This window comes from Methylobacterium sp. D54C (assembly GCF_053345595.1).
The window spans coordinates 1-21,700 of sequence record NZ_JBKFAK010000037.1; the positions used below are offsets into that span (position 1 = coordinate 1).

Here is a 21,700-nt window from a genome sequence, read left to right on the forward strand (position 1 = left end):
GGACGATGAGAGTTGATGGCGAACCGGTCAGACCGGGAGCCGGGACACCCCGCCGAATGTCCAGGGCGTCATAGCCCGCAAAGCAGAGTGGGACCCAGCTCACGGATACCATCAGGGCCAGCGGTCAACATGAACGACTGCATCGACAGGCCGGACACAAGACTGCACCCGACCAACCCGTCAGAAGCTCAATTCGCCACTTGCAATGCGGGAGCCATCCACACAAGTCATTCCGCTTCCGGCCAGATCCGGTTGCCAACGGTGCCGCCACGAAAGTCTCAGTCGGGTGGTTTTGAGATGGTCTGGTTATGGCCTGAGACACCGTAAAGCCGACATGCGGCGTTCGAAACGAACTGGCCGGATGCGATCTGTCCGCTTCTGGGCGCGGCCGGCGGGAGGCCAACACCCAAACGGCCGGTTCAACTACATCATCTTCCCCGCAGGCTCGTTACCCCGAACCGGCAGGCGCACCGGGCGTTAGCGCACGCGACGGGAGGACAGACAACCCATGCAGCAGCGCTGGCCGAGCCGGTTGTGGATCGTGCGGCACGGCGAAAGCGCCGGCAACATCGCGGCCGACGCCGCCCACGGTGCGAGGTTGGCGCGGATCGACATCGCCGAACGGGACGTCGATGTGCCGCTCAGCGCACGCGGCGAGCATCAGGCGGATGCCGTCGGGCGCTGGTTCAAGGACCTTCCTCCGGCCGAGCGCCCGGACACGGTGCTGACCTCACCCTACCTTCGAGCCAAACAGACCGCCGATCGCATCCGCGCTGCCGGAGGCCTAGCGCAGGACGCGCCGGATCTGATCGTCGACGAGCGGCTGCGCGAGAAGGAGCTTGGCATCCTCGACCGGCTGACGCGGACCGGCGTCGAGGAACTGCATCCCGAGCAAGCCGAGATGCGTCGGCGCTTGGGCAAATTCTACCACCGCCCGCCGTCCGGCGAGAGCTGGTGCGACGTGATCCTGCGTCTCAGGAGCGCCCTGGACACGATCTCGTTGCACCATGCCGAGAGACGGGTACTTATCGTCGCGCATCAGGTCGTGGTGCTGTGTCTGCGCTACCTGATCGAGGAGATGTCGGAGGCGGAGATCCTGGCCGTCGACGCCGCTGGTGACGTCGCCAATTGCTCCGTCACCGAGTACGCTTTTCGACCCGTGGAAGGCACCACAAGCAAGCTTTCGCTGGAGCGCTACAACTTCGTCGCGCCCGTGGTCGAGGCCGGGGCTCCGGTCACTTCCGAGCCCGATGCGGAAGAGGCCGCCAGATGACGCACGAGATCCTCACAGCGGACAGCCTGAAGGCATTCCCGCTTCCCATGCCGCGCGAGGGAAGCAAGGACGAGCGCGGGAGCGCGCTGGTGCTCGCGGGTGCGGCGTCCGTACCGGGCGCCGCCCTGCTCGCCGGAGTCGCGACCTTGCGTGCTGGCGCGGGCAAGCTGAAGATCGCGACGGTACAAAGCGCGGCTCTTGGCATGGGATTGGCCGTGCCCGAGGCGATGGTCGTCGGCCTGCCCGAGACCTCGGCGGGCGGCATGGACGCCGAACGTTCGGCGGAATGCCTGCTCAAGGTGACGAAGGGCTGCGACGCCTTGCTGGTCGGGCCGGGGCTGATCGAAGACGGCCCGACGACCGCGCTGGCAATGCGGCTGCTCAAGGCGCTGCCTGACGCGTCTTTCATCCTCGACGCGGCTGCGGTCTGCGGGCTCGCCCAACACGCTGCGGACGTCCGCCCGCATGGGGGCCGGGTGGTGATCACACCGCATGCCGGCGAGATGGCCCAGCTCCTGGACCGAAGCCGGGAGGCGGTGGAGGCGCACCCGCTCGATGCGGCGCTCGCGGCTGCCAACTTGCTCGGGACGGTGGTGGTGATGAAGGGCGCCCAGACTTGGATCGTGGATCCGCGTGGCTCACGCTGGCTCTACGAAGGCGGCGGCGTCGGCTTGGCGACCTCGGGCTCGGGCGACGTCCTGGCGGGTCTCGTCGTCGGCTTACTCGCGCGCGGGCTGGCGCCGATGGCCGCCGCCCTGTGGGGCGTATTCCTGCACGGCGAGGCCGGCAAGCGCTTGGCCGCGTCCGTCGGCCCCGTCGGCTTCCTGGCCCGCGAGCTCTCAAACGAGGTGCCGCGACTGCTCCGCGAGACTGCTGCATAGGGCAGCCGCGCCTTCAGCGCGTTGCGTATCGCTTCCGAAAGCCGGCGAGAGAACCAAGATGCTGAGACTATGCTCCGCTCGGAGCCTCGCTCCCGTGCCGAACAAAAGCGAGAGCGGTCTTAGCGTCTCCGCGCCGGAGCACCCTGAACTCCTTGCCTGCGAGTTAGTTGTATTGGCCGAAGAACGCCTCGACCTCGTCTAACATGCCCGGGCGCAGGTCATCGAGCCCGTGGACGTGCGCGTGGGTGCGGGCTCACGGCCACGCCGATCAGTCGGTCGTTGCGCTCCCAGGTGCCGTCGCGCTCCTGCTGCTCAGCCTCGATCATGCCCACCAAGCGCGCCTCCAACAGGCAGCCCGGGAAGGCAGGCGCATCCAGGAGAATGAGGATGTCGAGTGGGTCACCGTCGGCCCCCTTGGTGGAGGGGATCATGCCGAAGTCGTACGGGAAGCTCGTGCCCTCCGGCAGGACCATCTTGAACTGGAAAGTCCCGTGCGCCTCGGCGTAGGCGTACTTGTTCGGGCTGCCCTTCAGCGTTTCGACGACGACTTGGACGTGGCCTTCCTGGCCGAACGTCGGCAGTCGGCTTAGGGGCGGGACGGTTTGAGGCAAAATCAGGCTCCGGGGCGCTTCAGCGGCATCGCAGCATGGGCAACCCGGCATGAAACCGCGGGGTCCGTAGGAACGCTCGAGCTTTACCGGAGACTGCCTCTCCGGGGGTCCCATACCGAAGCCCTCCCGAGCTGGAAGCGTGGGCGGTGGCTCGTGATGCTCGTTCCCCAGCCAGCCGGTCAGGTCAGGCCAGTCCGGTCCTGCAGCGGCAAGTGCGGCCGCGGTCAGCCATGCCGCTTTCGGCCAAGCTCGGTTGCGATAGGCCGATCAGATCGCCTTCAAGCGAATGTTCCCGAAATTCGCTTTAGGTCAATCTGAGATAACCGACCAAGCCGTATCGAGAGTCCGCGTTCGATGCTTCGATCGCCACGAACAGACGAGCCACTTTCGGCCAGCATTGGTATCATCAGCCGGTGCTTGTGAACGACTGGGAAGGGTGGATTTTGGCGGGTCCGCTTCCTGTTCGATTGTCGAAAAAGCTGCCGTTTGCAGCCTTTTCAACGAGGGAGGGCGTCAGGAAGCCGCGGCACCTCACTGATACAAAGGTGCCGAACTAGGCCCGGGCCGGCCGATGGAGGCTCAATGTAGAGGCCCATATGCCCAGCGCGAGGATGCTGAATGCCGCTCCGAGCGCCGAGACCCCGAGCCAGCCGGCATGGGCGTAGGCCGTGGTCGCGCCGATTGCGCCTACGGCGCTGCCGACCGCATAGAACACCATGTAGCCGCCCACGAGACGGCTGCGAGCCTCAGGGTGCCGGGCGAAGAGGATGCTCTGATTTGTGACGTGCACCGCCTGCACCGCGAGGTCGAGCAGGACGACACCGACGAGAAGGAGAGGGATCGACTCCGCCAGCAATGCGATCGGCCCCCAAGAGCCCAGCAGGATCGCCAGAGCCAAGCCCGTCGTCCACTGACCAAGGCCGCGATCCGCGAGCCGGCCGGCGACGGCGGCGGCGAGCGCTCCGGCCATGCCGAGGAGGCCGAACAAGCCAATCTGCGTGTGGGAGTAGGCAAAGGGCGCAGCGCTGAGCGGTAGCACCAGCGCCGTCCAGAAGGTGCTGAAGGCCGCGAAGACGAGGAGCGCGAGGATGCCTCGCACGAGCAGGATCGGATCGCGCAAGAATAGGGCGGGTATGGAGCGGAGCGTGGCGGCGTAGCTACCCGCGCGGTCCTGAGCCGGATGCGGCGGCAGGGTGAGGGCAAGGAGACCGAGCATCATGAGCGTGAGCCCGGCGGAGGTCAGGTAGACGGCCCGCCACCCGCCGAGGTCCGCCACCGTCCCCGCCACGAAGCGGGCGGCGAGGATGCCGGTGACGACGCCGCTCGTCACGGTCCCGACCGCCCGGCCCTGCTCGGCCGGCCTCGCCAACGTCGCAGCGTAGGCCACCAGCACCTGAACCACGACGGCCAGCAGGCCCACCGCTGCCATGCCGGCAAAGAGCATGACCTCCATCCCCGCCGTGGCCACCACGACCAGCGCGATCGCTGACAGTGCGCCTTGTACGAGAACGAGACGGCGGCGGTCGACGCGGTCGCCGAGCGGTACGATGAGGATCAGGCCCAGCCCGTAGCCGACCTCGGTCATTGTCACGACGAGACCGGCGGCACCGGGTGAAATCCTGAAATCCCGCGCCATCGAGTCGAGAAGGGGTTGGGCGTAGTAGACGTTTGCGACGCTGAGGCCGGCGGCCACCGCCAGGAGCAGCGTCGTGACTCGCGTCAGGCCGGTGTTCACCCGGTTCGGGTTTCGGCACTTATCCGCGTGCAGCATCAGTCCTGTCCTGCATGAGCCCGTTTTGGTTTCATGTTGAGACCACTTGTGCTCGCCATAATCTAGTTCTAATTTAGGACCAGTTTACTCGAGTGGGAGCGGGAAGGATGGTTAAGCGGGTCAGCTTCGGCAGCGCGGCATGCCCGGTGGCTCGTGCCCTCGACGTCATCGGCGACTGGTGGTCGCTCCTCATTATCCGCGACGCCTTCGATGGTGTGCGGCGCTTCAGCGAGTTCCAGGCTGGCCTCGGCATCGCGAAGGGCATGCTGGCGGCCCGGCTTCGCGACCTCACGGAGCGCGGTGTCTTGGAGACTGCGGCGGCTTCGGACGGCAGCGCCTACCGCGAGTACGTTCTCACCGAGAAGGGCCGTGGCCTCTTCCTAGTCATAGTCGCCCTTCGGCAGTGGGGCGAGGATCACCTCTACCGTACCGACGAGAGCCGATCCGCCCTTGTGGACACGGCGACGGGCCTCCCAGTTGCGCGGATGGCGTTGCACTCGGCCAAGGGGCGTCCCCTGGCCTGGACCGAGGTGTGTGTGAGGAAGACGAGCGACGATAGAGTTGGAGCCGTACCGGCGAGGGGAGCCGGAACATCCACTTGCAGGTAAAAGGATAGACGCCGGTTTGCCGCGCAAGCCGAAGTTGCCAGCCGACCGATCAATGGCTGCTTTCTGGAAGCGCCGAAATCCGCCTGTACGGCTGGCATGGGGCGATAGGAGGGCGTCCGCTTTTCCCGCGGACCTTCTCCGAAACGGACCGGCGGCTTACGGCCAGCATCAACGGCTCGATCACCGCCCACTCCGCATCCGTCAGATCAAACCGCGCCATCAAGGCCCTCCTGCTCAGAGGGCTAACGACGCCGCGGTTCAACCGTGCCAGCCGTTATGGGTTCGCGACCTAGGCCGGACGACGGAGTCAGCTGAGCGCCCGCGCAGCCTGGGTGCTTCGGAGATGGCCGCTCAGGCGGAGCGGTCGCGTCTCAGCCCGGAGCCAAGCCGAGCAGCGTGCCGAGCGGGACCGACAGGGTGAAGCCGCCGTAGAAGCCGTCCTTGGGGCGGCTTGCCGTGTAGGGATTGAAGTAGGAATTGCCGTTCACGAGGTACTGTACGACCGGCTCCAAGACCACGCCGCCTGGCATCGCGAAGTGGGCGTTGAGCTCGAACACAAACTTGTCCCGGGAGAAGGGAGCGCCCGTCCCGCCCGAGATGAAGTTCGCGTCGGCGAGGAAGCGCGTGTAGTTCTCGTTGAGACGCTGCCAGTTGATCTTGATGCCGTAGGTGTCGAGGGGGCGGCTCTGATCCGGGGCCTGCAGGAGCAGTCCGACGAAGCTGTTGAAGCGGATCGGGATCGTCGGATCGAAGGCGTAGCCGGTCCCCGTATAGACCGAGATCGCGGTCGGGTGCGGATTGACCTCGCGCCCGCCGTCGGCCCGCCAGAGGGTCTGCGTGCCGGTCAGCACGATGCCCGAGGTCCCGGATTTCTGGAGGACCGGCGTGCCGGGATTGAGCCCTTTGGACGTTCCGAAGACAGTCTTGAAGTTGTCGTCGTGATCGGCCGAGTTGAAGAAGCCCGTCAAGGAGGCGCGTCCGGGATAGGCTCCCTGCGTGTAATCGGTCACGCGGCCGACCTCGAACATGGCGAGGGCCCCGGACAGGCGCTCGTAGCCCCAGTCGTAGCCCGAGAGGACGTTGGTTCCGGGATTCACGCTGAAGGCGCCAGCCTGGATGTACGTGGTCGGCGAGATCTTGTAGGCGAAATTCGCCCCCCAGACCGCGTAGAGCGGCGAAGTCCAGCCGGCGTTGAGATACAGGATGTCCTGGAAACAGGAGTTGATCGAGTTGCAGGGCGGCAGGGCATAGTAGCGGCCCGGATGGGTGCGGCCGACCTCGATCACGAGGCGGTCGTCGAGCAGCTTCTGCTGATAGGTCAGGAGCGACAGGCGGTTGTCGTTCGGATTGTAGGGCGGCTGATACCCGACCGTCGTATCGCCGATGTCGCCGGCCATGTTGAGGTTGCGCACGAGGCCGAAGAGCGTCTCGGTGAAGTTGATGCTGCCGCCCGCGATGCCGGCGAGTTTCTGCATGTCCGCCGTCATCGACAGGACGAAGTACGCGGAATTCGATTGCTGCCCCGTGCGCAGGCCCGCGGACGGGTTGGCCTGATAGAAGTCGTACATGTTGATGTCGAAGGTGAAGCCGGCCGCGGCCATCTCCGTCGCCCACGGCGCGAGCGGACCGACGCGGACCGGGGACGCCGCCTTGGCGGCGATCTCCGGGTTCGTCCGCGCCTGCGTCTGATCGCTCAAGGTCTCGACCGGTGTCGCGGTCTGCGCGGCGGCCGGATGCGCGGTCAGTGCCGATCCGAGCACGAGCAGGCCCAGGACCGCGCCGGTCCCGGACGGTGAGGCGAAGCGCGACATGTCCCCGATCATCGTGATCTCCGTTCGGGGGCCCGGCCGGCGCGTGCCGGTGCGCGGGCCGGCCGCGGAGCGGCAGGCCGAGCGGCCGGGAGCCGTCGGAACCCATTCGGTGCCGGTGGTGTGACTGGTTCGGCGTTCTGCGCGCCTTCTCGATGACGGGCCGATCACGGTTCGGTCGTCAGCCGAATCCGGTCTCGCCGAAGGACACCGCTACTCTCGCGGGTCCGAACTCATCGATGCCTCAACGTGTCATGAGAGATTCCGCATCGTCAATGGGTCGTGCATGGTTTTTGTGTAGTCTGACCGAGTCGAGATTTTTCGGCCACAGTCGAGCGAGGTAGGGTGATCGGGGCGCGCAATGCTGAGACGGCGGTTTAATCCCACTACTTTTGTTCAAGACACCGAGAAAACATCCACTTCGCGTTGTATAAGTGCAAATTTGGGGCGCATATTGCCTTGTCACACGAGATTGATGCCGCGTTTGCTCGCTGAACGAGCATCCTCGGCGCCGGGGAGTCGATAATTGGCAGTGCGGTTAGTTCGCGAGCATTGTGCCCGAACTTCGCGCATCCCAGTGCCGCGCGCGCGGCGACGAGCGCCGATTCCGTCCGCTCGCGCGGTTCATGACAGTGGCACGTGGTTTGCTGTGTGGTTTTTGACCGATATGTGCTGTCGGTTCGAAGGTGGAGGGCGACGGGATGGATCGCAGGCGGTTCCTTCAGCGGCTCGGTGCGATCGCCGCGTGCGCGCAGATCAACCCCGACGTCCTGATCTCCTCGGCCTTCGCCCAGAGCGCGAGGCCTCTGGTCTTCCTGTCGGCGGAGAACATCACCGGGAACTGGGACCCGACGGCCCACACGACACTCTCGCAGAAGAACATTGAGGGGTTCGTGATGGGCTTCCTCACGCGCACACCGATGACGCTCGATGACCCGGGCAAGGTGGTCTACGAACTGGCGACCGACATCAGGCTTCTCGACCCGCACCGCCTGCAGATCACCCTGCGCGACGGGGTCACATTCCACGACGGGAAGCCGTTCAAGGCCGAGGACGTGAAGGCGACCTTCGAGTACGGCGCGCAGCCCGATCGACCGGCGCAATGGTATCCCGGACCGACCGACACGCTCGCGATCACGACGCCCGACGACCGCACGGTGATCGTCGATACGACGAAGGGCGGGTATCCGGCGCACCTCTTCGTCTTCCTGGCCTCGTTCCTGCCGATCATGTCGGCGAAAGACGTGGCCGAGGGGCCCGGCGGCATCCTCGCCAAGCGCCTCAACGGCACGGGCCCGTTCCGCTTCGTCGAGCAGCGCGGCAACACCACGGTACTCAAGGCGAACGAGGGTTACTTCAAGGGGAAGCCGGCGATCCCCGGCATCGACTTCACCTTCACGGCGGATTCGACCACCCGGATGCTCTCCCTGATGAACGGGCAGGCCTCCATCGTCGAGCGCCTGGAGCCCGAGCAGGTCGAGACCGTCAAGGGCAATCCGAAGATCGCCGTCAGCCGGATCGTCTCGGTCGAGAACAAGTACCTGTGGTTCCGGTGCTCCAAGCCGCCGTTCAACGACGTCCGGATGCGCCTCGCCGCCTGCCACGCGATCGACCGGAGCGTCATCCTCGATGTCCTCGGCTCCGCGGGCCATGCCTCGTCGAACTTCGTCTCGCCGGTGAAGTTCGGCTACGTCGACCTGAAGAACTATCCCGCCTACGACCCGGACAAGACGCAGGCGCTGCTGGCGGAGGCCGGCTTCCCGAAAGGGAAGGGCTTGCCGCCGCTGGAATACATCACCTCGGTCGGCTTCTACCCGAAGACCAAGGAATACGGTGAGATCATCACCGCGATGCTGAACGAACAGGGCTTCCCAGTCACCCTCACCGTGCTGGAACCCGCGGCCTGGAACGAGCGCCTCTACCACCGCCCCGGCGGCGGACCGGGCGACATGATCGATTGCGGCTGGTCGACCGGATCGCCCGAGCCCGACCTCGTGCTGCGCACGCATTTCCACGCGTCCTCGCACCGCATCACGGGTCTCGAGGATCCGGAGGTCGACGCGAGCCTCGACAAGGAGCGGAACGCGCCGACCCTGGAGGCGCGCAGGACGATCCTGCAGACCGAGACCATGCCGCTCCTGGCCGCCAAGGCGCCGGCCCTCTCGCTCTTCACCTCGGCGATGATCCACGCGATGCAGGCCGACCTGAAGGGCCTGTTCATCTACCCCGACGGCTCGATCGACGCCGCGCGCACGGCCTGACCGGAACCCACGCTCCGCCGCGTCCGGCGGCGCGCCATCCCATAACCCCATCGTCCGATGTTCGTGCTCAGCTTCCTCGCCCGGCGCCTCGCGCAGGGGGCGATCATCATCACCCTGGTCTCGCTCCTGATCTTCACGCTCCTGCGCGTCGTTCCGGGTGACCCGGTGCGCCTGATGGTCGGCGGGATGGCGCCGGATTCCCTCGTGGAGCAGATCGCCGAGCGGATGGGCCTGCGCGATCCGATCCTGGTCCAGTTCGGCCGCTACGCCGGGCAGGTGGTGCGCGGCGACCTCGGCCACAGCTTCGTGCGGCCCGCGAACGGCGCGGCCACGGGCGGGGCGAACTTCGACGACGCGACCCGGACGGAGCGGGCGTCCGTCGCCGCCCTCATCGGCGAGGCGCTGCCGATGACGCTCCAACTCGCGGCTCTGGCGCTGACGTTCGCTTTGGCCTTCTCGTCGCTCCTCGGCATCGCCGCGGGACTCAGGCCGGGCGGCCTGGCGGACAGGTTCGCGTTCGCGGTCTCGTCGATCTTCATCTCGCTGCCGAATTTCTGGCTCGCGATCGTGCTCGCGCTCCTGTTCTCGGTGAAGCTCGGCTGGCTCCCGGCTGTCGGCTACGGGAGCTTCTCCTACACGATCCTCCCGGCCATCGTGCTCGCGGTGGAACTGTCCCCGGTGCTGATCCGCACCCTCTCGGGCGCCGTGGCCGCCCAGATGGGCGAGGCCTACGTCGCGGTCGGCCGCATCCGCGGTCTCACGGAGACACGGATCGTCGGGGCGCACGTCCTGCGCAACGCCGCCGTGCCGCTGCTCAACCTCCTCGGCGTCCAGTTCTCCAGCCTGCTCGGCGGCGTGATCATCGTCGAGTACATCCTCGACTATCCTGGGCTCGGCCTGCTCACTATCAACGCCGTGCTGCAGCGCGACTTCCCGCTGATCCAGGGCATCGCGATCGTCACCAGCGCGATCTTCGTCGTAATAAACATCCTCGTCGATCTGGCCGCCACGATCATCGATCCGAGGCTCGCCTACTGATGGGCGTCGAGTCGAGCCTCACCCTGGGGACCGCTCCGGTCGATACGGGAAGCGCCCGCTCGATCGGGCGCCGCATCCTCGGACGCGCGGCCCGGGCGACCGGCTTCCGCATCGGCCTCGGTCTGCTCGGGGTCCTGGTCCTGGCCACTCTCCTCTATCCCGAGCTCAGCGGCGTCGATCCCGGCAAGATGGATGTTCGCGCCCGCCTGCTGCCGCCGCTCCTCGCCGGTCCGCACTGGCGCTGGGCGCACCCGCTCGGCACGGACCAGATCGGCCGCGACATGCTCGTCCGCTGCCTGATCGGCCTGCGCTACTCCGTCCTGATCGGCGTCGCCGCCACCGCGCTGACCCTCGTCATCGGCTGCGCGCTCGGCATGATCGCGGGCTATCTCGGCGGCCGGACCGACGCGGTAATCATGCGCGTCACCGACGCGCAGCTCTCGATCCCCATGATCATCCTGGCAATCGCGGTGCTCGGCGTCTCGAGACCGACGATCCCCGCCATCATCCTCGTGCTCGGGCTGTCCAACTGGCCCGTCTACGCCCGCGTGACGCGCTCCGTCGCGATGGCCGAGCGCGGGCGCGAGTACGTCCGGGCGGCGCAGGTCTCCGGCGCGAGCCATACCCGGATCGCGCTGACGCTGCTGACCCCGCTCTTGGTTCCGCCGATCCTGTTCACGTCGGTGCTCGACATCGCCCGCATGATGATCTTCGAATCGACGCTCGGCTTCCTCGGTCTGGGCGTGCAGCCGCCGACGCCGACCTTCGGGAACATCATCGCGGATGGCCGGAAGTACCTGCTGAACGCGTGGTGGATCGCCACCATGCCGGGCGTCTTCCTCGGCCTCACGCTCGTCGGCCTCAACCTGATCGGCGCGGCGTGCGAGCGGGCGCGCGACGCGATCCACGGAGGCGCCTGATGGACACGCCGCCGGTCCTGTTCGTCCGCGACCTGAGCGTCGACCTCGCCGGGCCCGTCGCCGGGCGACGGATCCTCGACGGCATCGCGTTCGACGTCGCGCCGCGTGAGATCGTCGGCGTGGTCGGCGCCACCGGCGCGGGGAAGACGGTCCTGGCGAAGGCCCTGGTCAACGGTCTCGAGCCGCCGCTCACCGCGCGCGGGACGGTGCGCTTCCGCGGGCGGGACATCCTCGGTCTCGCCCCGCGCGCGATGCGGCCCCTGCGCCGGGAGATCGCCTATGTCGGCGCCAACCCGATGGGCTCTCTCGACCCCACGCTGCCCGTCGGCCACCAGATCGCCGAGAAGATGCGGGCCGTGAATCCCGCCGTCGCGGCCGCGGAGGCGCGCCGCCGGGTCGTCGCGCTGCTCGACGCGGTCCGGATACCCTCCGCCGCCCGGCGCTTCCACGATTACCCGTCGCAGTTCTCCGGCGGCATGATGCAGCGCGCGCTGCTGGTGGACGCGATGATCTCGGATCCGGCGCTCCTCGTCGCCGACAACGTCACTCAGCCCCTCGACGTGACCGTGGCCGCCCAGGTCATCCGCCTGATGCGCGAGCTCACAGAGCGCTTCCAGACGGCGATCCTGTTCGTCTCCTCGTCGCTCCCGGTCGCCCGGGAGGCCGCGTCGCGCACGCTCGTCATCGATGCGGGCCGCCTCGTCGAGGAGCAGCCGACCAACGCGCTGATCGCCCGGCCGCGGCACGCCTACACCCGCGACCTGGTCGCCCAGATCCCGACCATCTGGACCCGCTCCCCCGCGCTGCCGCGCACCGGCGAGCCCGCGCGCGACCACTCCGAAGCGCGCCCGGTCATCCGCCTGGAGGACGTGTCGCAGACCTACCGGGTACGGGAGCGGGGGACCTTCGCGGGGACGAGCGCGCTCCGCGCCGTGCGCAACGTGACCGTCGATATCCACAGGGGCGACAGCTTCGCGGTGGTCGGCGAGAGCGGCTGCGGCAAGTCCACTTTGATGCGCCTGCTCAGTCGCCTGGAGCGGCCCAGCGGCGGCCGGATCCTGTGCGACGGGCAGGACATCGCGCCGCTCGCGGGACCGGCGCTGCTCGGGTTCCGCCGCAAGCTCCAGCTCGTGCTGCAGGACCCGTTCAACTCGCTGCCCCCCCGCACCGGCATCGGCGCGATGCTCGAGGCGCCCCTGCGCACCCACGGATGGCGGGATGCCGCCCGCATCCGCGAGCGCGTCCGCGCGGTCATGAACGATGTCGGCCTCAGCACCGCCCTCTACGACGCGCTGCCCGTCGGCCTCTCCGCGGGGCAGCGCCAGCGCATCAACGTCGCCCGCGCAATGGTGCTCGAGCCCGAGATCCTTCTGATGGACGAGACGCTCTCGGCGCTCGACCAGACCGAGCAGTTCCGGCTGCTCGCGCTGTTCGAGAAGCTTCAGCGGGCACACGGCCTCACCTACATCTTCATCAGCCACGATCTCGCGATGGTGCGCAAAGCCTGCAACCGCGTCGCCGTCATGTACCTGGGCGAGGTCGTGGAACTCGCCGACAACGAGCGACTGTTCTTCGATCCGGGCCACCCCTACACGAAGGCCCTGCTGTCGGCGATGCCGACCCTGGAGGAGCGCCGCTACCGCCCCGAGGAGTGCCTCCTCGACGGCGAGCCGCCGAGCCCGATCGACCTTCCGGCCGGCTGCGCCTTCCGTTCGCGCTGTCCCCGGGCCTTCGCGCCCTGCGCGGCCGAGAGTCCGAACCTCGTGATGCGCGGCGCGGGCGCGCTCGCCGCCTGCCACCGCGTCACAGCTCCCGGCGCGCGGCCGGTCCACGTCGAGGCAGCAGGTTAACAGATGACGGAACCCGATGAATTGCGGCCCGTCGAGGACCGTGCCAACCCGTTCCTAGGTTGCGTCCCGTCGCGAGGGATTACAACCCTTGGGAGACGGACGCCGATGAGTATAACCGAGCCGCGCCTGCAACTGATCCTGACGGAGTTGCAGCGCGACGGTCGCGTATCGGTCAACGAGTTGGCGAGCCGCCTCGGAATCAGCACCGAGACGGTCCGGCGCGACCTGCGGGACCTGGAGATGCGCGGGCATGCCCGCCGGGTCTACGGCGGCGCCGTCATCGACCAGAAGAAGGACGATCAGCCCTTCGACGAGCGGGCGCGCGTCGGCATGCGCGAGAAGGCGCGCATCGCGTCGGCCGCCCTGGCCCTGGTGGAGGACGGCATGACCGTCTTCATCGACACCGGCACCACGACCCTGGCTTTCGCCCGGCAGCTGGTCGGCCGGCGGATCACCATCCACACCAACTCTATCGGCATCGCCACCCTGTTCGCCGACGATCCGCAGTCGCAGGTGACCGTGCTCGGCGGCGAGATGAAGCCGCATTACCGCGGGCTGTTCGGCCACCGCACCGTCGCAGCCGTGCGCGAGCACGTCTACGACCTCGCCGTCATGGGCATCGTGACCGTGCATCGCGAGCACGGCTTCATGGATCTCGGCCAAGAGGAGGCGGTCCTGCGCCGCGCCGCCGTCGAGCAGACCCGGCGCTCGGTGATCCTGGCCGACAGCTCGAAATTCGGGCGGCTCGGCACGATCCGGACCCTCGGTCTCGGCGACGTCGACACGCTCGTCACCAACGCGCCCCTGGCGAGCGACTTCGCCGACGCCTTCCGGCACCTGAACGTGGATGTGCTCCATGCCTGAGATACCGTCGCCGTCCTCCGTGCAGATCGATGCCGCACGCCTCCACGGGATGATGGACGCCGTATCGCGCTTCGGTGGCGGCGGCGACGGGTCGATGACGCGCCTCGCGCTCTCGGCCCAGGACGGCGCCGCCCGCGACTGGCTCGGCGCCTGGTTCCGGGAGAACGGCTTCACGCCGCAGGTCGACCGGATCGGCAACCAGTTCGGCCGCGTCGACCTCGCCGGGGGCAACGCGCCGACCGTCATGGTCGGCTCTCACCTCGACAGCCAGCCCAACGGCGGCCGCTTCGACGGTGCCCTCGGCGTCGTCGCGGCCTGCGAGGCGATCCGTGCCGTGGGCGCGTCCCTCGCGGAGCGCGGGCTGAGGTCGGCCTGCAACTTCGTCGTGGCCAACTGGACCAACGAGGAGGGCGCCCGCTTCCAGCCGAGCCTCCTCGGCAGCAGCGTGTTCGCCGGCCAGGCCGAGCTGGCCTGGGCCCTGGACCGGCGCGACGGCGCCGGGATCGCGGTCGGCGACGCCCTGGAGGCGATCGGCTACGCCGGGACCGACACGGTCCCGGTCCCGGACGCGTTCATCGAGCTCCACATCGAGGGCGGCCCCGTGCTGGAGCGGGAGGGGAAGCGGTTCGGTGCCTTCACCCGCTACTGGGGAGCCACCAAGTATCGCCTCGCCTTCCTCGGCCGGCAGGCCCATACCGGCCCGACCCCGATGGCCGAGCGCCGCGATGCCCTGCTCGCGGCCGCCTACCTGATCGCCGACCTGAAGGACATGACCGGCGATTACGGGCTCGACCTGCACACCTCGGTCGGACGGCTGGAGGTGTTCCCGAACTCGCCCAACACCGTGCCGAGTGAGGCGGTGCTGTTCATCGAGCTGCGCTCCGGCGCGCCGGCGATCCTCGAGGAGGCCGAGGCCCGGCTCCGGACGTTCATCGCCGCGGCAGCGGCGCGGGCCGGCGTCGACTCGGAGGTCCGCGCCATCGATCTGCGGCCCGCGGGCGCCATGCATCCCGGCCTCGTCCGGCTCGCGGAGCGGGCCGGCGCCCGCAACGACGCGCCGCCGCGGCCCCTCGACACGATCGGCGGCCACGACGCGATCAGCCTCGCCGCCGTCTGCCCCGCGATCGTGCTGGCGGTGCCCTGCCGGGACGGGGTCATGCACCATCCGACCGAGTTCGCGGCCCCGGAGGATCGGGCCTTCGGCACCCAGGTCCTGGCCGACATGCTGATGCTGCTGGCGACGGAGGGGCTCGCGGCCCTCGGCACCGGGGGAGAGGGCCGTTGAAGGCGCCAGGCGCGCCCGACGGCGCTCACGAGCGGCTGGCCGAGGAGGCCCTCGCGGCGATCCCCCTCTTGGCGGACCGGCCGATTCGCTACGACGTGGCCTGCCCAGGCGCGGCGTCGCCGTCGTACCACGGCGTCGAGTCGGCCACCTTCCTGGTGGCGACGGCGCCGGACGCGGATCCGGACTACTTCCTCAAGGTCACCGAGCCGGCCGCCGCCGCTCTCATCGACCCCGCGGCCTCGTTCGAGGCCGCGACGCGCGTCGCCGCGCTGGGGCTCGGCCCCGAGCCGCTGCATCTGGCGCGGGCGCAGGGGGCGATCCTGTTCCGGCGACTCGGCCCCGAGTGGCGCCCCGCGTCCCTCGACCGCCTGCGCCAGCCCGACGCCATGACGGCGGTGATCGGGGCCTTTGACCGCATCGCCGCCGGCGCGCCGTTCGGCCGCCGGTGGAGCGTCTTCGACGGCATCCGGACCCTGCGCGCGGCGCTCGGCGCCGAGGGCGAGACCCTGCCGGCGGACCTGCCGCCGGACGGGTGGTTCCTCTTCGACTGGGTCGACGCCATCGAGGCGGCGCTCGCCGCCGCCGGGACCGGGTGCCGGCCGGCCCACGCCGACCCGCACGCCTCCAACCTGCTGTTCGCGCCGGACGGCGCGCTGCGCCTTGTCGACTTCGACATGGCCTGCGATACCGACCCGCACCATCAGCTCGGCGCCTTCCTCAACGAGGCCTGCCCGTTCGAGAGCGAGATGCGACTTGGCATCGAAATCGCTGAGGGGGCCTGCCGGGCGGACGTGTTCAGCCGCTGCCGCGCCTACGCTGCCGCCGACGACCTGTACTGGGGCCTGCGGGCGCTGACGATGGACCGCGCCTCGCCCCGGCGGAGCCTGGAGTTCCGGAAATATGCGAGCTGGCGCCTGCTGCGCTGCCGAGCGCGGGTCGGCCGCCCGGACTTCGAGGAAACCCTGAGGACGCTTTGAGGAGCGCGGCATGATCCCTCTCGGAGGCGGACGCACAGAGGCCGAGCGGGCCTTCGAGGCGACCCTTCACCGGGTCGCCCCGTGGCAGGGTCGGCCCATGCACTATCGGCCGGTGCTCGGCGGCATCAGCAACACGAACTGGCGCGTCGAGGTCGCCGGCGAGGCGCACCCGTACTTCGTGAAGATGCCCGGGCGCGGCACCGAGATGTTCATAGACCGGGCCGCCGCCCGCGCCGCGAGCCGGCAGGCGGAGGCAATCGGCCTCGGCCCGCGCACCTTCGACTATCTCGACGCGGAAGACGTGGAGATCGCGGAGTTCGTGGAGGGCCGCCGCCCCTCGACCAACCGCGACTTCGCCGACGCGGCCGTGCGCAACGAGGCGATCGCCCTCTATCGCCGCTTCCACGGCGCCCCCCTGCTGCCGCTCACCAAGACAGTGTTCGACATGATCGACGAGCACGACCGGCAGGCCGTCGATCTCGGCGCGCTGCTGCCGCCCGACCAGGCGTGGCTGACCCGTCAGACGCGCCTCGCCCGGGCCGCCCTGGAGGCGTCCGGCATCGACCTCGTGCCGTGTTTCAACGACCCGATGCCCGGCAACTTCCTGATCGGGGAGGACGGCTCGATCCTGCTGATAGACTTCGAGTACGCCTCCAACAACGATCGCCTCTACGATCTCGCGATCTGGAGCGGCGAGATGTTCTTCTCCGAGGACGTCGATCGCGCGATCATCGAGGCGTATTTCGGCCGGTACAGCGACCAGCTCTTCGCCCGGCTGATGGTGCACAAAGCCCTGGCCGACGTGAAATGGTCGACCTGGGCGATGGTGCAGAACCGCATCTCGGACCTCGACTTCGATTTCTACAAGTACGGCATCTGGAAGCACATGCGCGCCCGATCGATCATGAACGACACGCGGTGGCCGGCCTTCCTGAAGGTTCTCTGACCGTGCCGGTGATGCTTCCCACCGCGGACGAGATCCTGGCCTTCGCGACCGGACTCGCCGACGCGGCCCGACCGGTGGCGATGCGCCACTTCCGCACGGCCCTCGACATCTTCGCCAAGGCGGATGCGAGCCCCGTCACCCTGGCGGACCGGGCGATCGAGGCGCTGCTGCGCGAGCGGATCGCGGCGCGCTTCCCGGAGCACGGCATCGTCGGCGAGGAGATGGGTGTGACACCAGGCCAGGGGCCGGTCTGGGTCATCGACCCGATCGACGGCACCAAGAGCTTCGTGACCGGGCTGCCGCTGTTCGGAACACTGATCGCCCTCCTCGACGGCGGACGGCCGATTATCGGCGTCATCGACATGCCGGCCCTCGGCGAGCGCTGGACGGGCATACCGGGCGCGGCCACGTTCAACGGGGCGCCGGCCCGGACCGGCACCTGCCGGACCCTCGCCGCCGCGCGGTTCTTCACGACCACGCCGGACGGCTTCTCCGGGGCGGACGCGGCGCGCTACCGGCGCCTCGTCGACCGCGTCGGCATCCGGCGGTTCTGCGGCGACTGCTACGCCTATGGCCTGCTGGCTTCCGGCCACTGCGATCTGGTCGCGGAGACCGGCCTGCAGCCCTACGATTACCTCGCCTTCGTCCCGGTGATCGAGGCGGCCGGCGGCGTGATCACCGACTGGGCGGGCTCCGCGCTGACCCTCGACTCGGACGGGCGGGTGCTCGCCGCCGCCACACCCGACCTGCACCAGGCCGCCCTCGACATCCTGCAGGATCGGGTTCCCTGAGATCCGACAGCGCGCCGGGAGCGCCCGCATGGCCTACGCGACGACGATCGAAGGCACACGCTTCACCTTCCCCGACCTGCGCAGCCTGCTCGCCAAGGCCACGCCGGAGCGCTCGGGCGACCAGCTCGCCGGGCTCTGCGCCGACGGGCCGGTCGAGCGCCTGGCCGCGCAAATCGCCCTCGCCGACCTGCCGCTCAAGACCTTCCTGGCCGAGGAGCTGATCCCCTCGGACCAGGACGAGGTCTCCGACCTCATCGCCCGCCGGCACGACACGGAAGCCTTCGCGCCGGTCTCATCCCTGACGATCGGCGCCTTCCGCGAGTGGCTGCTCGCGCCCGCCGCCGACGCGGACGCCCTCACTGCCCTCGCGCCCGGCCTCACGCCCGAGATGGTCGCGGCGGTCTCCAAGATCTGCCGGCTGCAGGACCTCGTCGCGGTGGCCGCCAAGCGGCCGGTGGTGACGCGCTTCCGCTCCACGATCGGCCTGCCCGGGCGCCTCGCCACCCGCAACCAGCCCAACCACCCGACCGACTCGTCCGAGGGCATCCTGCTCTCGGCCCTCGACGGCCTGCTGATGGGCTCGGGCGACGCGGTCATCGGCGTCAATCCGGCCACCGATTCCCTGCCGGACTACATCCGCATCGTCGAACTGCTCGAGACCCTGCGGCTGCGCCTCGACGTGCCGACCCAGCACTGCTGCCTCGGCCACGTCACGGTGGCGATCGAAGCCATGGCGCGGGGGGCGCCCGTCGACCTCGTGTTCCAGTCGGTGGCGGGCTCGCAGAAGGCCAATGCCGGCTTCGGCGTCGACCTCGCCGTCCTGCGCGAGGCCTCGGACGCTGCCCGCGCGCTCGGCCGCTGCCCGGAGGGCGGGCAGCTCATGTACTTCGAGACCGGCCAGGGCTCGGCGCTCTCGGCCGACGCCCACTGGGGCGTCGACCAGCAGACCATGGAGGCGCGCGCCTACGCGGTGGCGCGGGAGTTCGACCCGCTGCTGGTCAACACGGTCGTGGGCTTCATCGGTCCCGAGTACCTCTACGACGGCAAGCAGATCATCCGCGCCGGGCTGGAGGACCACTTCTGCGGCAAGCTGCTCGGTCTGCCGATGGGCGTGGACGTCTGCTACACCAACCACGCCGACGCCGACGGCGAGGACATGGACGCGCTCCTGACCCTGCTGTGCGCGGCCGGGGTGAACTTCGTCATCACGGTGCCGGGGGCGGACGACGTGATGCTGAACTACCAGTCATTGTCGCACCACGACGCGGTCTACGCCCGCGAGACCCTGGGTCGCCGTCCGGCCCCGGAATTCGAGGCGTGGCTGCGGGCCGTGGGCATCACGGACGGGCAGGGCCGGCTGGCCAGCGCGACGGGCGCGCTGCCCCCGGCCCTGGCGGAGGCGTCCCGGCTCCTGCCCGGGCGGGCGGCATGAGCGGCGAGCCGGCCCGTCCGGGCCCCTCGACGCTGCGCGACCTGCGTGGGCTGACCCAGGCGCGCATCGCGCTCGGCGCGCACGGGGCCGGCCTGCCGACCGGCGCGGCGCTGGCCTTCGGGCTCGACCATGCCCGCGCCCGCGAGGCGGTGTGGACGCCCCTGGACGCGGCCGCGATCCGCGAAGGGCTGCGGGCGCAGGGCCTGGACTCGGTCGAGGTCCGCTCGGCCGCGTCCGACCGGGCCGAGTACCTGCGCCGTCCGGACCGGGGCCGCAGCCTCGATCCGGGGACCGCGTCCGCGCTCGACGGGCACGGCGGGCCGGGCTTCGACGTGGCGATCGTGATCGCGGACGGTCTGTCGGCGACGGCGGTCGCGCTGAACGCAGTGCCGGCGCTGGCGGCGCTGGCGGCGCGGGTGCGGCGGGCCGGCTGGAGTCTGGCGCCCGTGGTGATCGCCAGCCAGGGGCGCGTGGCGATCGGCGACCCGATCGGGGCGCGGCTCGGGGCGCGCTGCGTCGTGGTTCTGATCGGGGAGCGGCCGGGCCTGTCGGCCTCGGACAGCCTGGGCTGCTACGTCACGTACGGCCCGGCGCCGGGTCTGCCCGACGCGCGGCGCAACTGCATCTCGAACATCCGGGAGGGCGGCCTCTCGGTCGAGGCGGCCGCCGCGCAGATGGAGGCGCTGCTGCGGGCGATGCTGGCCCAGGGCACCAGCGGCGTCGCGCTGCGCCGGGACGATCCCGCAGACCCGGAGGCGCTGCCGGCCGGATAGCCCCCACCGGGTTCGCGGCGGGGGCTATCGCTTCAGGCCCGGAGGTCGGGGGCCTGTCGGTGGCGGGTCGCCTGCTCGTAATCGTAGGCGAGTCCGAGGAGGTCGGCCTCGCTCCAGAGCGGTCCGACGAAGATCAGGCAGAAGGGCGAGCCCGAGGCGTAGCGGCCGGCCGGCACGACCACGCCCGGCAGCCCGGCGATGTTGATCTCGCAGACGGTGGTCTCGTGGATCGTCTCCGACCCGTGCAGGGCCGGCACCGCGTCGCGGGTCTGCGGGAAGACCAGGGCGTCGAGACCGTGATCGGCCATCACCGCGGTGAAGATGTCGAGGTACCGCTCGCGCGCCGCCAGGAAATCCGAGAGATCCGGCGGGGCGAGGGGATCGGCGCGACAGGCCGCGAAGGCCGGCACCTGATTCATCCAGTCGAGGACGCCGCCCGGGGCGAGGGGATCTTCCGCCTTCGTGGCGGCGTCGAAGTCGGCGAGGGTCCGGTAGGCCGCCTGCGGACCGAGCCGTTGCAGATAGTGGTGGAGGTCGTAGAGCACGCTCTCGATGCCCCGGGCGTCGTAGTGATCGAGCCCGGCGACGGGCTGGCCGAGCTCCGCGAAGCCGCTTCCGGCGAAGGGGTCGGCCACCAGGGCGGCACCCCGCTCGGCGATCTCGGCCTGGGCCCGGGCGTAGAGCCGGATGGTCTCCGCCGAGAGGGCTCGGTCGCGCCAGCCCGGCCCGTAGAGCCCGAGGCGTCTGCCCCGCAGGGCCGTGTCGGACAGCTTGGCGGCGTAGCCGCCCTTCGGACGGCGGCCGATCCCGGCCACGGTCTTCGGGTCGGCCGCCGTGTAGCCGGCCAGGGCATCGAGGGTCAGCGCGGCGTCGCGCACGCAGCGGGCGATCGGCCCGACCACGTCGCGCGTGCTGCCGGCGAGCGGGACCACCCCGGTATTGGGCACGAGCGCGAAGGTCGGCTTGATGCCGACGAGCCCCTGCGCCGAGGCGGGATTCTGGATCGAGCCGCCGGTCTCCTCGGCGAGCCCCAGGACCGCGAGGCTGGCCGCGACGGCCGTGGCGGTGCCGGCGCTCGACCCGCCGGGCAGGAGGTCGGGCGTCATGGCGTTGAGCGTCGGACCGGCCCAGCTGTCGTTGGCGTGGCTGCCGGTGGCGCTCAGCACGGGCACGTTGGTCTTGCCGAGGATGACGCAGCCGGCCGCCCGCATGCGGTCCACCACAGGCGCGTCCGTGGCGGGCACGAGGTCCACCCCCCCGGCCTCGGCGCAGAGGAAGTGCCAGCCGGCCGTGGTCGGCAGGCCGGCGACGTCCATCGTGTCCTTGATCACGACCGGCACGCCCGCCAGCGGCCCGAGGGCTTCGCCCGCGGCCCTGCGGCGGTCGATCGCGCGCGCCTCGTCGAGGGCGTGCGGATTGCGGACGATGATCGCGTTGTAGCGGGGATTGTAGGTCTCGATCCGCGCCAGGAAGGCTTCGGTCAGCGCCTCGGCCGTCACGCCGCGGGCGAAGGCGGCCTGGACGTCGGCGACGGTCATCTCGGTCAGCATCCCGGCAAGGTCGGGCGCGTCGATCGGGGCAGCATCCATGGGGAACTCCGGACTGGCGAAG

19 protein-coding genes are annotated in these 21,700 nt (G+C 69.6%); 15 read left to right on the forward strand and 4 right to left on the reverse strand.

The annotated features are described in order from the left end of the window. Positions 1–508: 508 nt before the first annotated feature. Both ACLBYB_RS30410 and ACLBYB_RS30415 read left to right on the forward strand, forming a co-directional pair. On the forward strand, positions 509–1,273 hold the full coding sequence (locus ACLBYB_RS30410) for a histidine phosphatase family protein (RefSeq protein ID WP_447701045.1): 765 nt from the start codon (positions 509–511) through the stop codon (positions 1,271–1,273). After that, complete coding sequence (locus ACLBYB_RS30415; protein ID WP_447701046.1) at positions 1,270–2,154, forward strand: NAD(P)H-hydrate dehydratase; 885 nt, start codon at positions 1,270–1,272, stop codon at positions 2,152–2,154. The genes ACLBYB_RS30410 and ACLBYB_RS30415 overlap by 4 nt, the downstream gene beginning before the upstream one ends. Before the next feature lie 218 nt (positions 2,155–2,372). Here the strand turns inward: ACLBYB_RS30415 and ACLBYB_RS30420 are convergent, their stop codons facing one another. After that, positions 2,373–2,765: an inorganic diphosphatase gene (locus tag ACLBYB_RS30420; protein WP_447701047.1), complete on the reverse strand. Its 393-nt coding sequence runs from the start codon at positions 2,763–2,765 to the stop codon at positions 2,373–2,375. Positions 2,766–3,318: 553 nt separating this feature from the next. Beyond that, the gene (locus ACLBYB_RS30425) at positions 3,319–4,536 is read right to left on the reverse strand and encodes an MFS transporter (protein ID WP_447701048.1); all 1,218 of its coding nucleotides are present in this window, start codon (positions 4,534–4,536) and stop codon (positions 3,319–3,321) included. 107 nt (positions 4,537–4,643) lie between these two features. On the opposite strand from ACLBYB_RS30425, the gene ACLBYB_RS30430 reads away from it, so the two are divergent. Further along, the gene (locus tag ACLBYB_RS30430) at positions 4,644–5,144 is read left to right on the forward strand and encodes a winged helix-turn-helix transcriptional regulator (protein WP_447701049.1); all 501 of its coding nucleotides are present in this window, start codon (positions 4,644–4,646) and stop codon (positions 5,142–5,144) included. 371 nt (positions 5,145–5,515) lie between these two features. Here ACLBYB_RS30430 and ACLBYB_RS30435 read toward each other — a convergent pair whose 3' ends face one another. Beyond that, positions 5,516–6,967, reverse strand: a complete 1,452-nt coding sequence (locus tag ACLBYB_RS30435; RefSeq protein ID WP_447701050.1) for a carbohydrate porin — start codon at positions 6,965–6,967, stop codon at positions 5,516–5,518. Between ACLBYB_RS30435 and ACLBYB_RS30440 the strand changes: the two genes are divergently transcribed. The 12 genes from ACLBYB_RS30440 (at position 6,954) to eutC (ending at position 20,089) form a co-directional block, all read left to right on the forward strand. After that, positions 6,954–7,079 (forward strand): hypothetical protein, encoded by a 126-nt coding sequence (locus ACLBYB_RS30440; protein WP_280141595.1) that lies wholly within the window; start codon positions 6,954–6,956, stop codon positions 7,077–7,079. The genes ACLBYB_RS30435 and ACLBYB_RS30440 overlap by 14 nt on opposite strands. A gap of 574 nt (positions 7,080–7,653) precedes the next feature. Further along, entirely contained in the window at positions 7,654–9,213 is a 1,560-nt protein-coding gene (locus ACLBYB_RS30445; RefSeq protein WP_447701051.1) for an ABC transporter substrate-binding protein, read from the forward strand. Between the two features lie 57 nt (positions 9,214–9,270). Next, a complete protein-coding gene (locus ACLBYB_RS30450) occupies positions 9,271–10,251 on the forward strand; it encodes an ABC transporter permease (protein ID WP_447701052.1) in 981 nt (326 codons plus the stop codon). After that, complete coding sequence (locus ACLBYB_RS30455) at positions 10,251–11,171, forward strand: ABC transporter permease (protein WP_447701053.1); 921 nt, start codon at positions 10,251–10,253, stop codon at positions 11,169–11,171. Before ACLBYB_RS30450 ends, ACLBYB_RS30455 begins: the two co-directional genes overlap by 1 nt. Further along, on the forward strand, positions 11,171–13,021 hold the full coding sequence (locus tag ACLBYB_RS30460; RefSeq protein WP_447701054.1) for an ABC transporter ATP-binding protein: 1,851 nt from the start codon (positions 11,171–11,173) through the stop codon (positions 13,019–13,021). Before ACLBYB_RS30455 ends, ACLBYB_RS30460 begins: the two co-directional genes overlap by 1 nt. A gap of 105 nt (positions 13,022–13,126) precedes the next feature. Beyond that, positions 13,127–13,885 (forward strand): DeoR/GlpR family DNA-binding transcription regulator, encoded by a 759-nt coding sequence (locus ACLBYB_RS30465; RefSeq protein WP_056530356.1) that lies wholly within the window; start codon positions 13,127–13,129, stop codon positions 13,883–13,885. Next, positions 13,878–15,170 (forward strand): allantoate amidohydrolase, encoded by a 1,293-nt coding sequence (locus ACLBYB_RS30470; RefSeq protein ID WP_447701055.1) that lies wholly within the window; start codon positions 13,878–13,880, stop codon positions 15,168–15,170. Before ACLBYB_RS30465 ends, ACLBYB_RS30470 begins: the two co-directional genes overlap by 8 nt. After that, positions 15,167–16,147: a phosphotransferase family protein gene (locus ACLBYB_RS30475; RefSeq protein WP_447701056.1), complete on the forward strand. Its 981-nt coding sequence runs from the start codon at positions 15,167–15,169 to the stop codon at positions 16,145–16,147. The genes ACLBYB_RS30470 and ACLBYB_RS30475 overlap by 4 nt, the downstream gene beginning before the upstream one ends. A 10-nt stretch (positions 16,148–16,157) precedes the next feature. Then, the gene (locus tag ACLBYB_RS30480; protein ID WP_447701057.1) at positions 16,158–17,093 is read left to right on the forward strand and encodes a phosphotransferase; all 936 of its coding nucleotides are present in this window, start codon (positions 16,158–16,160) and stop codon (positions 17,091–17,093) included. 11 nt (positions 17,094–17,104) lie between these two features. After that, a complete protein-coding gene (locus ACLBYB_RS30485) occupies positions 17,105–17,884 on the forward strand; it encodes an inositol monophosphatase family protein (protein WP_447701058.1) in 780 nt (259 codons plus the stop codon). A 28-nt stretch (positions 17,885–17,912) separates the two neighbouring features. Then, positions 17,913–19,316, forward strand: a complete 1,404-nt coding sequence (locus ACLBYB_RS30490) for an ethanolamine ammonia-lyase subunit EutB (RefSeq protein ID WP_447701059.1) — start codon at positions 17,913–17,915, stop codon at positions 19,314–19,316. Then, positions 19,313–20,089 carry an ethanolamine ammonia-lyase subunit EutC gene (gene eutC / locus ACLBYB_RS30495; protein ID WP_447701060.1) on the forward strand — a complete coding sequence of 259 codons (777 nt, stop codon included), beginning with the start codon at positions 19,313–19,315 and terminating at the stop codon, positions 20,087–20,089. Before ACLBYB_RS30490 ends, eutC begins: the two co-directional genes overlap by 4 nt. A gap of 32 nt (positions 20,090–20,121) precedes the next feature. Here the strand turns inward: eutC and ACLBYB_RS30500 are convergent, their stop codons facing one another. Continuing rightward, the gene (locus tag ACLBYB_RS30500) at positions 20,122–21,678 is read right to left on the reverse strand and encodes an amidase (protein ID WP_447701061.1); all 1,557 of its coding nucleotides are present in this window, start codon (positions 21,676–21,678) and stop codon (positions 20,122–20,124) included. Positions 21,679–21,700 lie beyond the last annotated feature (22 nt).

Coding starts and splice junctions, on each gene's coding strand:
- ACLBYB_RS30460 (WP_447701054.1), top strand. CDS start 11,171: ATGGACACGCCGCCGGTCCTGTTCGTCCGCGACCTGAGCGTCGACCTC.
- ACLBYB_RS30425 (WP_447701048.1), bottom strand. CDS start 4,536: ATGCTGCACGCGGATAAGTGCCGAAACCCGAACCGGGTGAACACCGGC.
- ACLBYB_RS30450 (WP_447701052.1), top strand. CDS start 9,271: ATGTTCGTGCTCAGCTTCCTCGCCCGGCGCCTCGCGCAGGGGGCGATC.
- ACLBYB_RS30490 (WP_447701059.1), top strand. CDS start 17,913: ATGGCCTACGCGACGACGATCGAAGGCACACGCTTCACCTTCCCCGAC.
- ACLBYB_RS30465 (WP_056530356.1), top strand. CDS start 13,127: ATGAGTATAACCGAGCCGCGCCTGCAACTGATCCTGACGGAGTTGCAG.
- ACLBYB_RS30470 (WP_447701055.1), top strand. CDS start 13,878: ATGCCTGAGATACCGTCGCCGTCCTCCGTGCAGATCGATGCCGCACGC.
- ACLBYB_RS30440 (WP_280141595.1), top strand. CDS start 6,954: ATGTCCCCGATCATCGTGATCTCCGTTCGGGGGCCCGGCCGGCGCGTG.
- ACLBYB_RS30430 (WP_447701049.1), top strand. CDS start 4,644: ATGGTTAAGCGGGTCAGCTTCGGCAGCGCGGCATGCCCGGTGGCTCGT.
- ACLBYB_RS30485 (WP_447701058.1), top strand. CDS start 17,105: ATGCTTCCCACCGCGGACGAGATCCTGGCCTTCGCGACCGGACTCGCC.
- ACLBYB_RS30455 (WP_447701053.1), top strand. CDS start 10,251: ATGGGCGTCGAGTCGAGCCTCACCCTGGGGACCGCTCCGGTCGATACG.
- ACLBYB_RS30445 (WP_447701051.1), top strand. CDS start 7,654: ATGGATCGCAGGCGGTTCCTTCAGCGGCTCGGTGCGATCGCCGCGTGC.
- ACLBYB_RS30500 (WP_447701061.1), bottom strand. CDS start 21,678: ATGGATGCTGCCCCGATCGACGCGCCCGACCTTGCCGGGATGCTGACC.
- eutC (WP_447701060.1), top strand. CDS start 19,313: ATGAGCGGCGAGCCGGCCCGTCCGGGCCCCTCGACGCTGCGCGACCTG.
- ACLBYB_RS30410 (WP_447701045.1), top strand. CDS start 509: ATGCAGCAGCGCTGGCCGAGCCGGTTGTGGATCGTGCGGCACGGCGAA.
- ACLBYB_RS30435 (WP_447701050.1), bottom strand. CDS start 6,967: ATGATCGGGGACATGTCGCGCTTCGCCTCACCGTCCGGGACCGGCGCG.
- ACLBYB_RS30480 (WP_447701057.1), top strand. CDS start 16,158: ATGATCCCTCTCGGAGGCGGACGCACAGAGGCCGAGCGGGCCTTCGAG.
- ACLBYB_RS30415 (WP_447701046.1), top strand. CDS start 1,270: ATGACGCACGAGATCCTCACAGCGGACAGCCTGAAGGCATTCCCGCTT.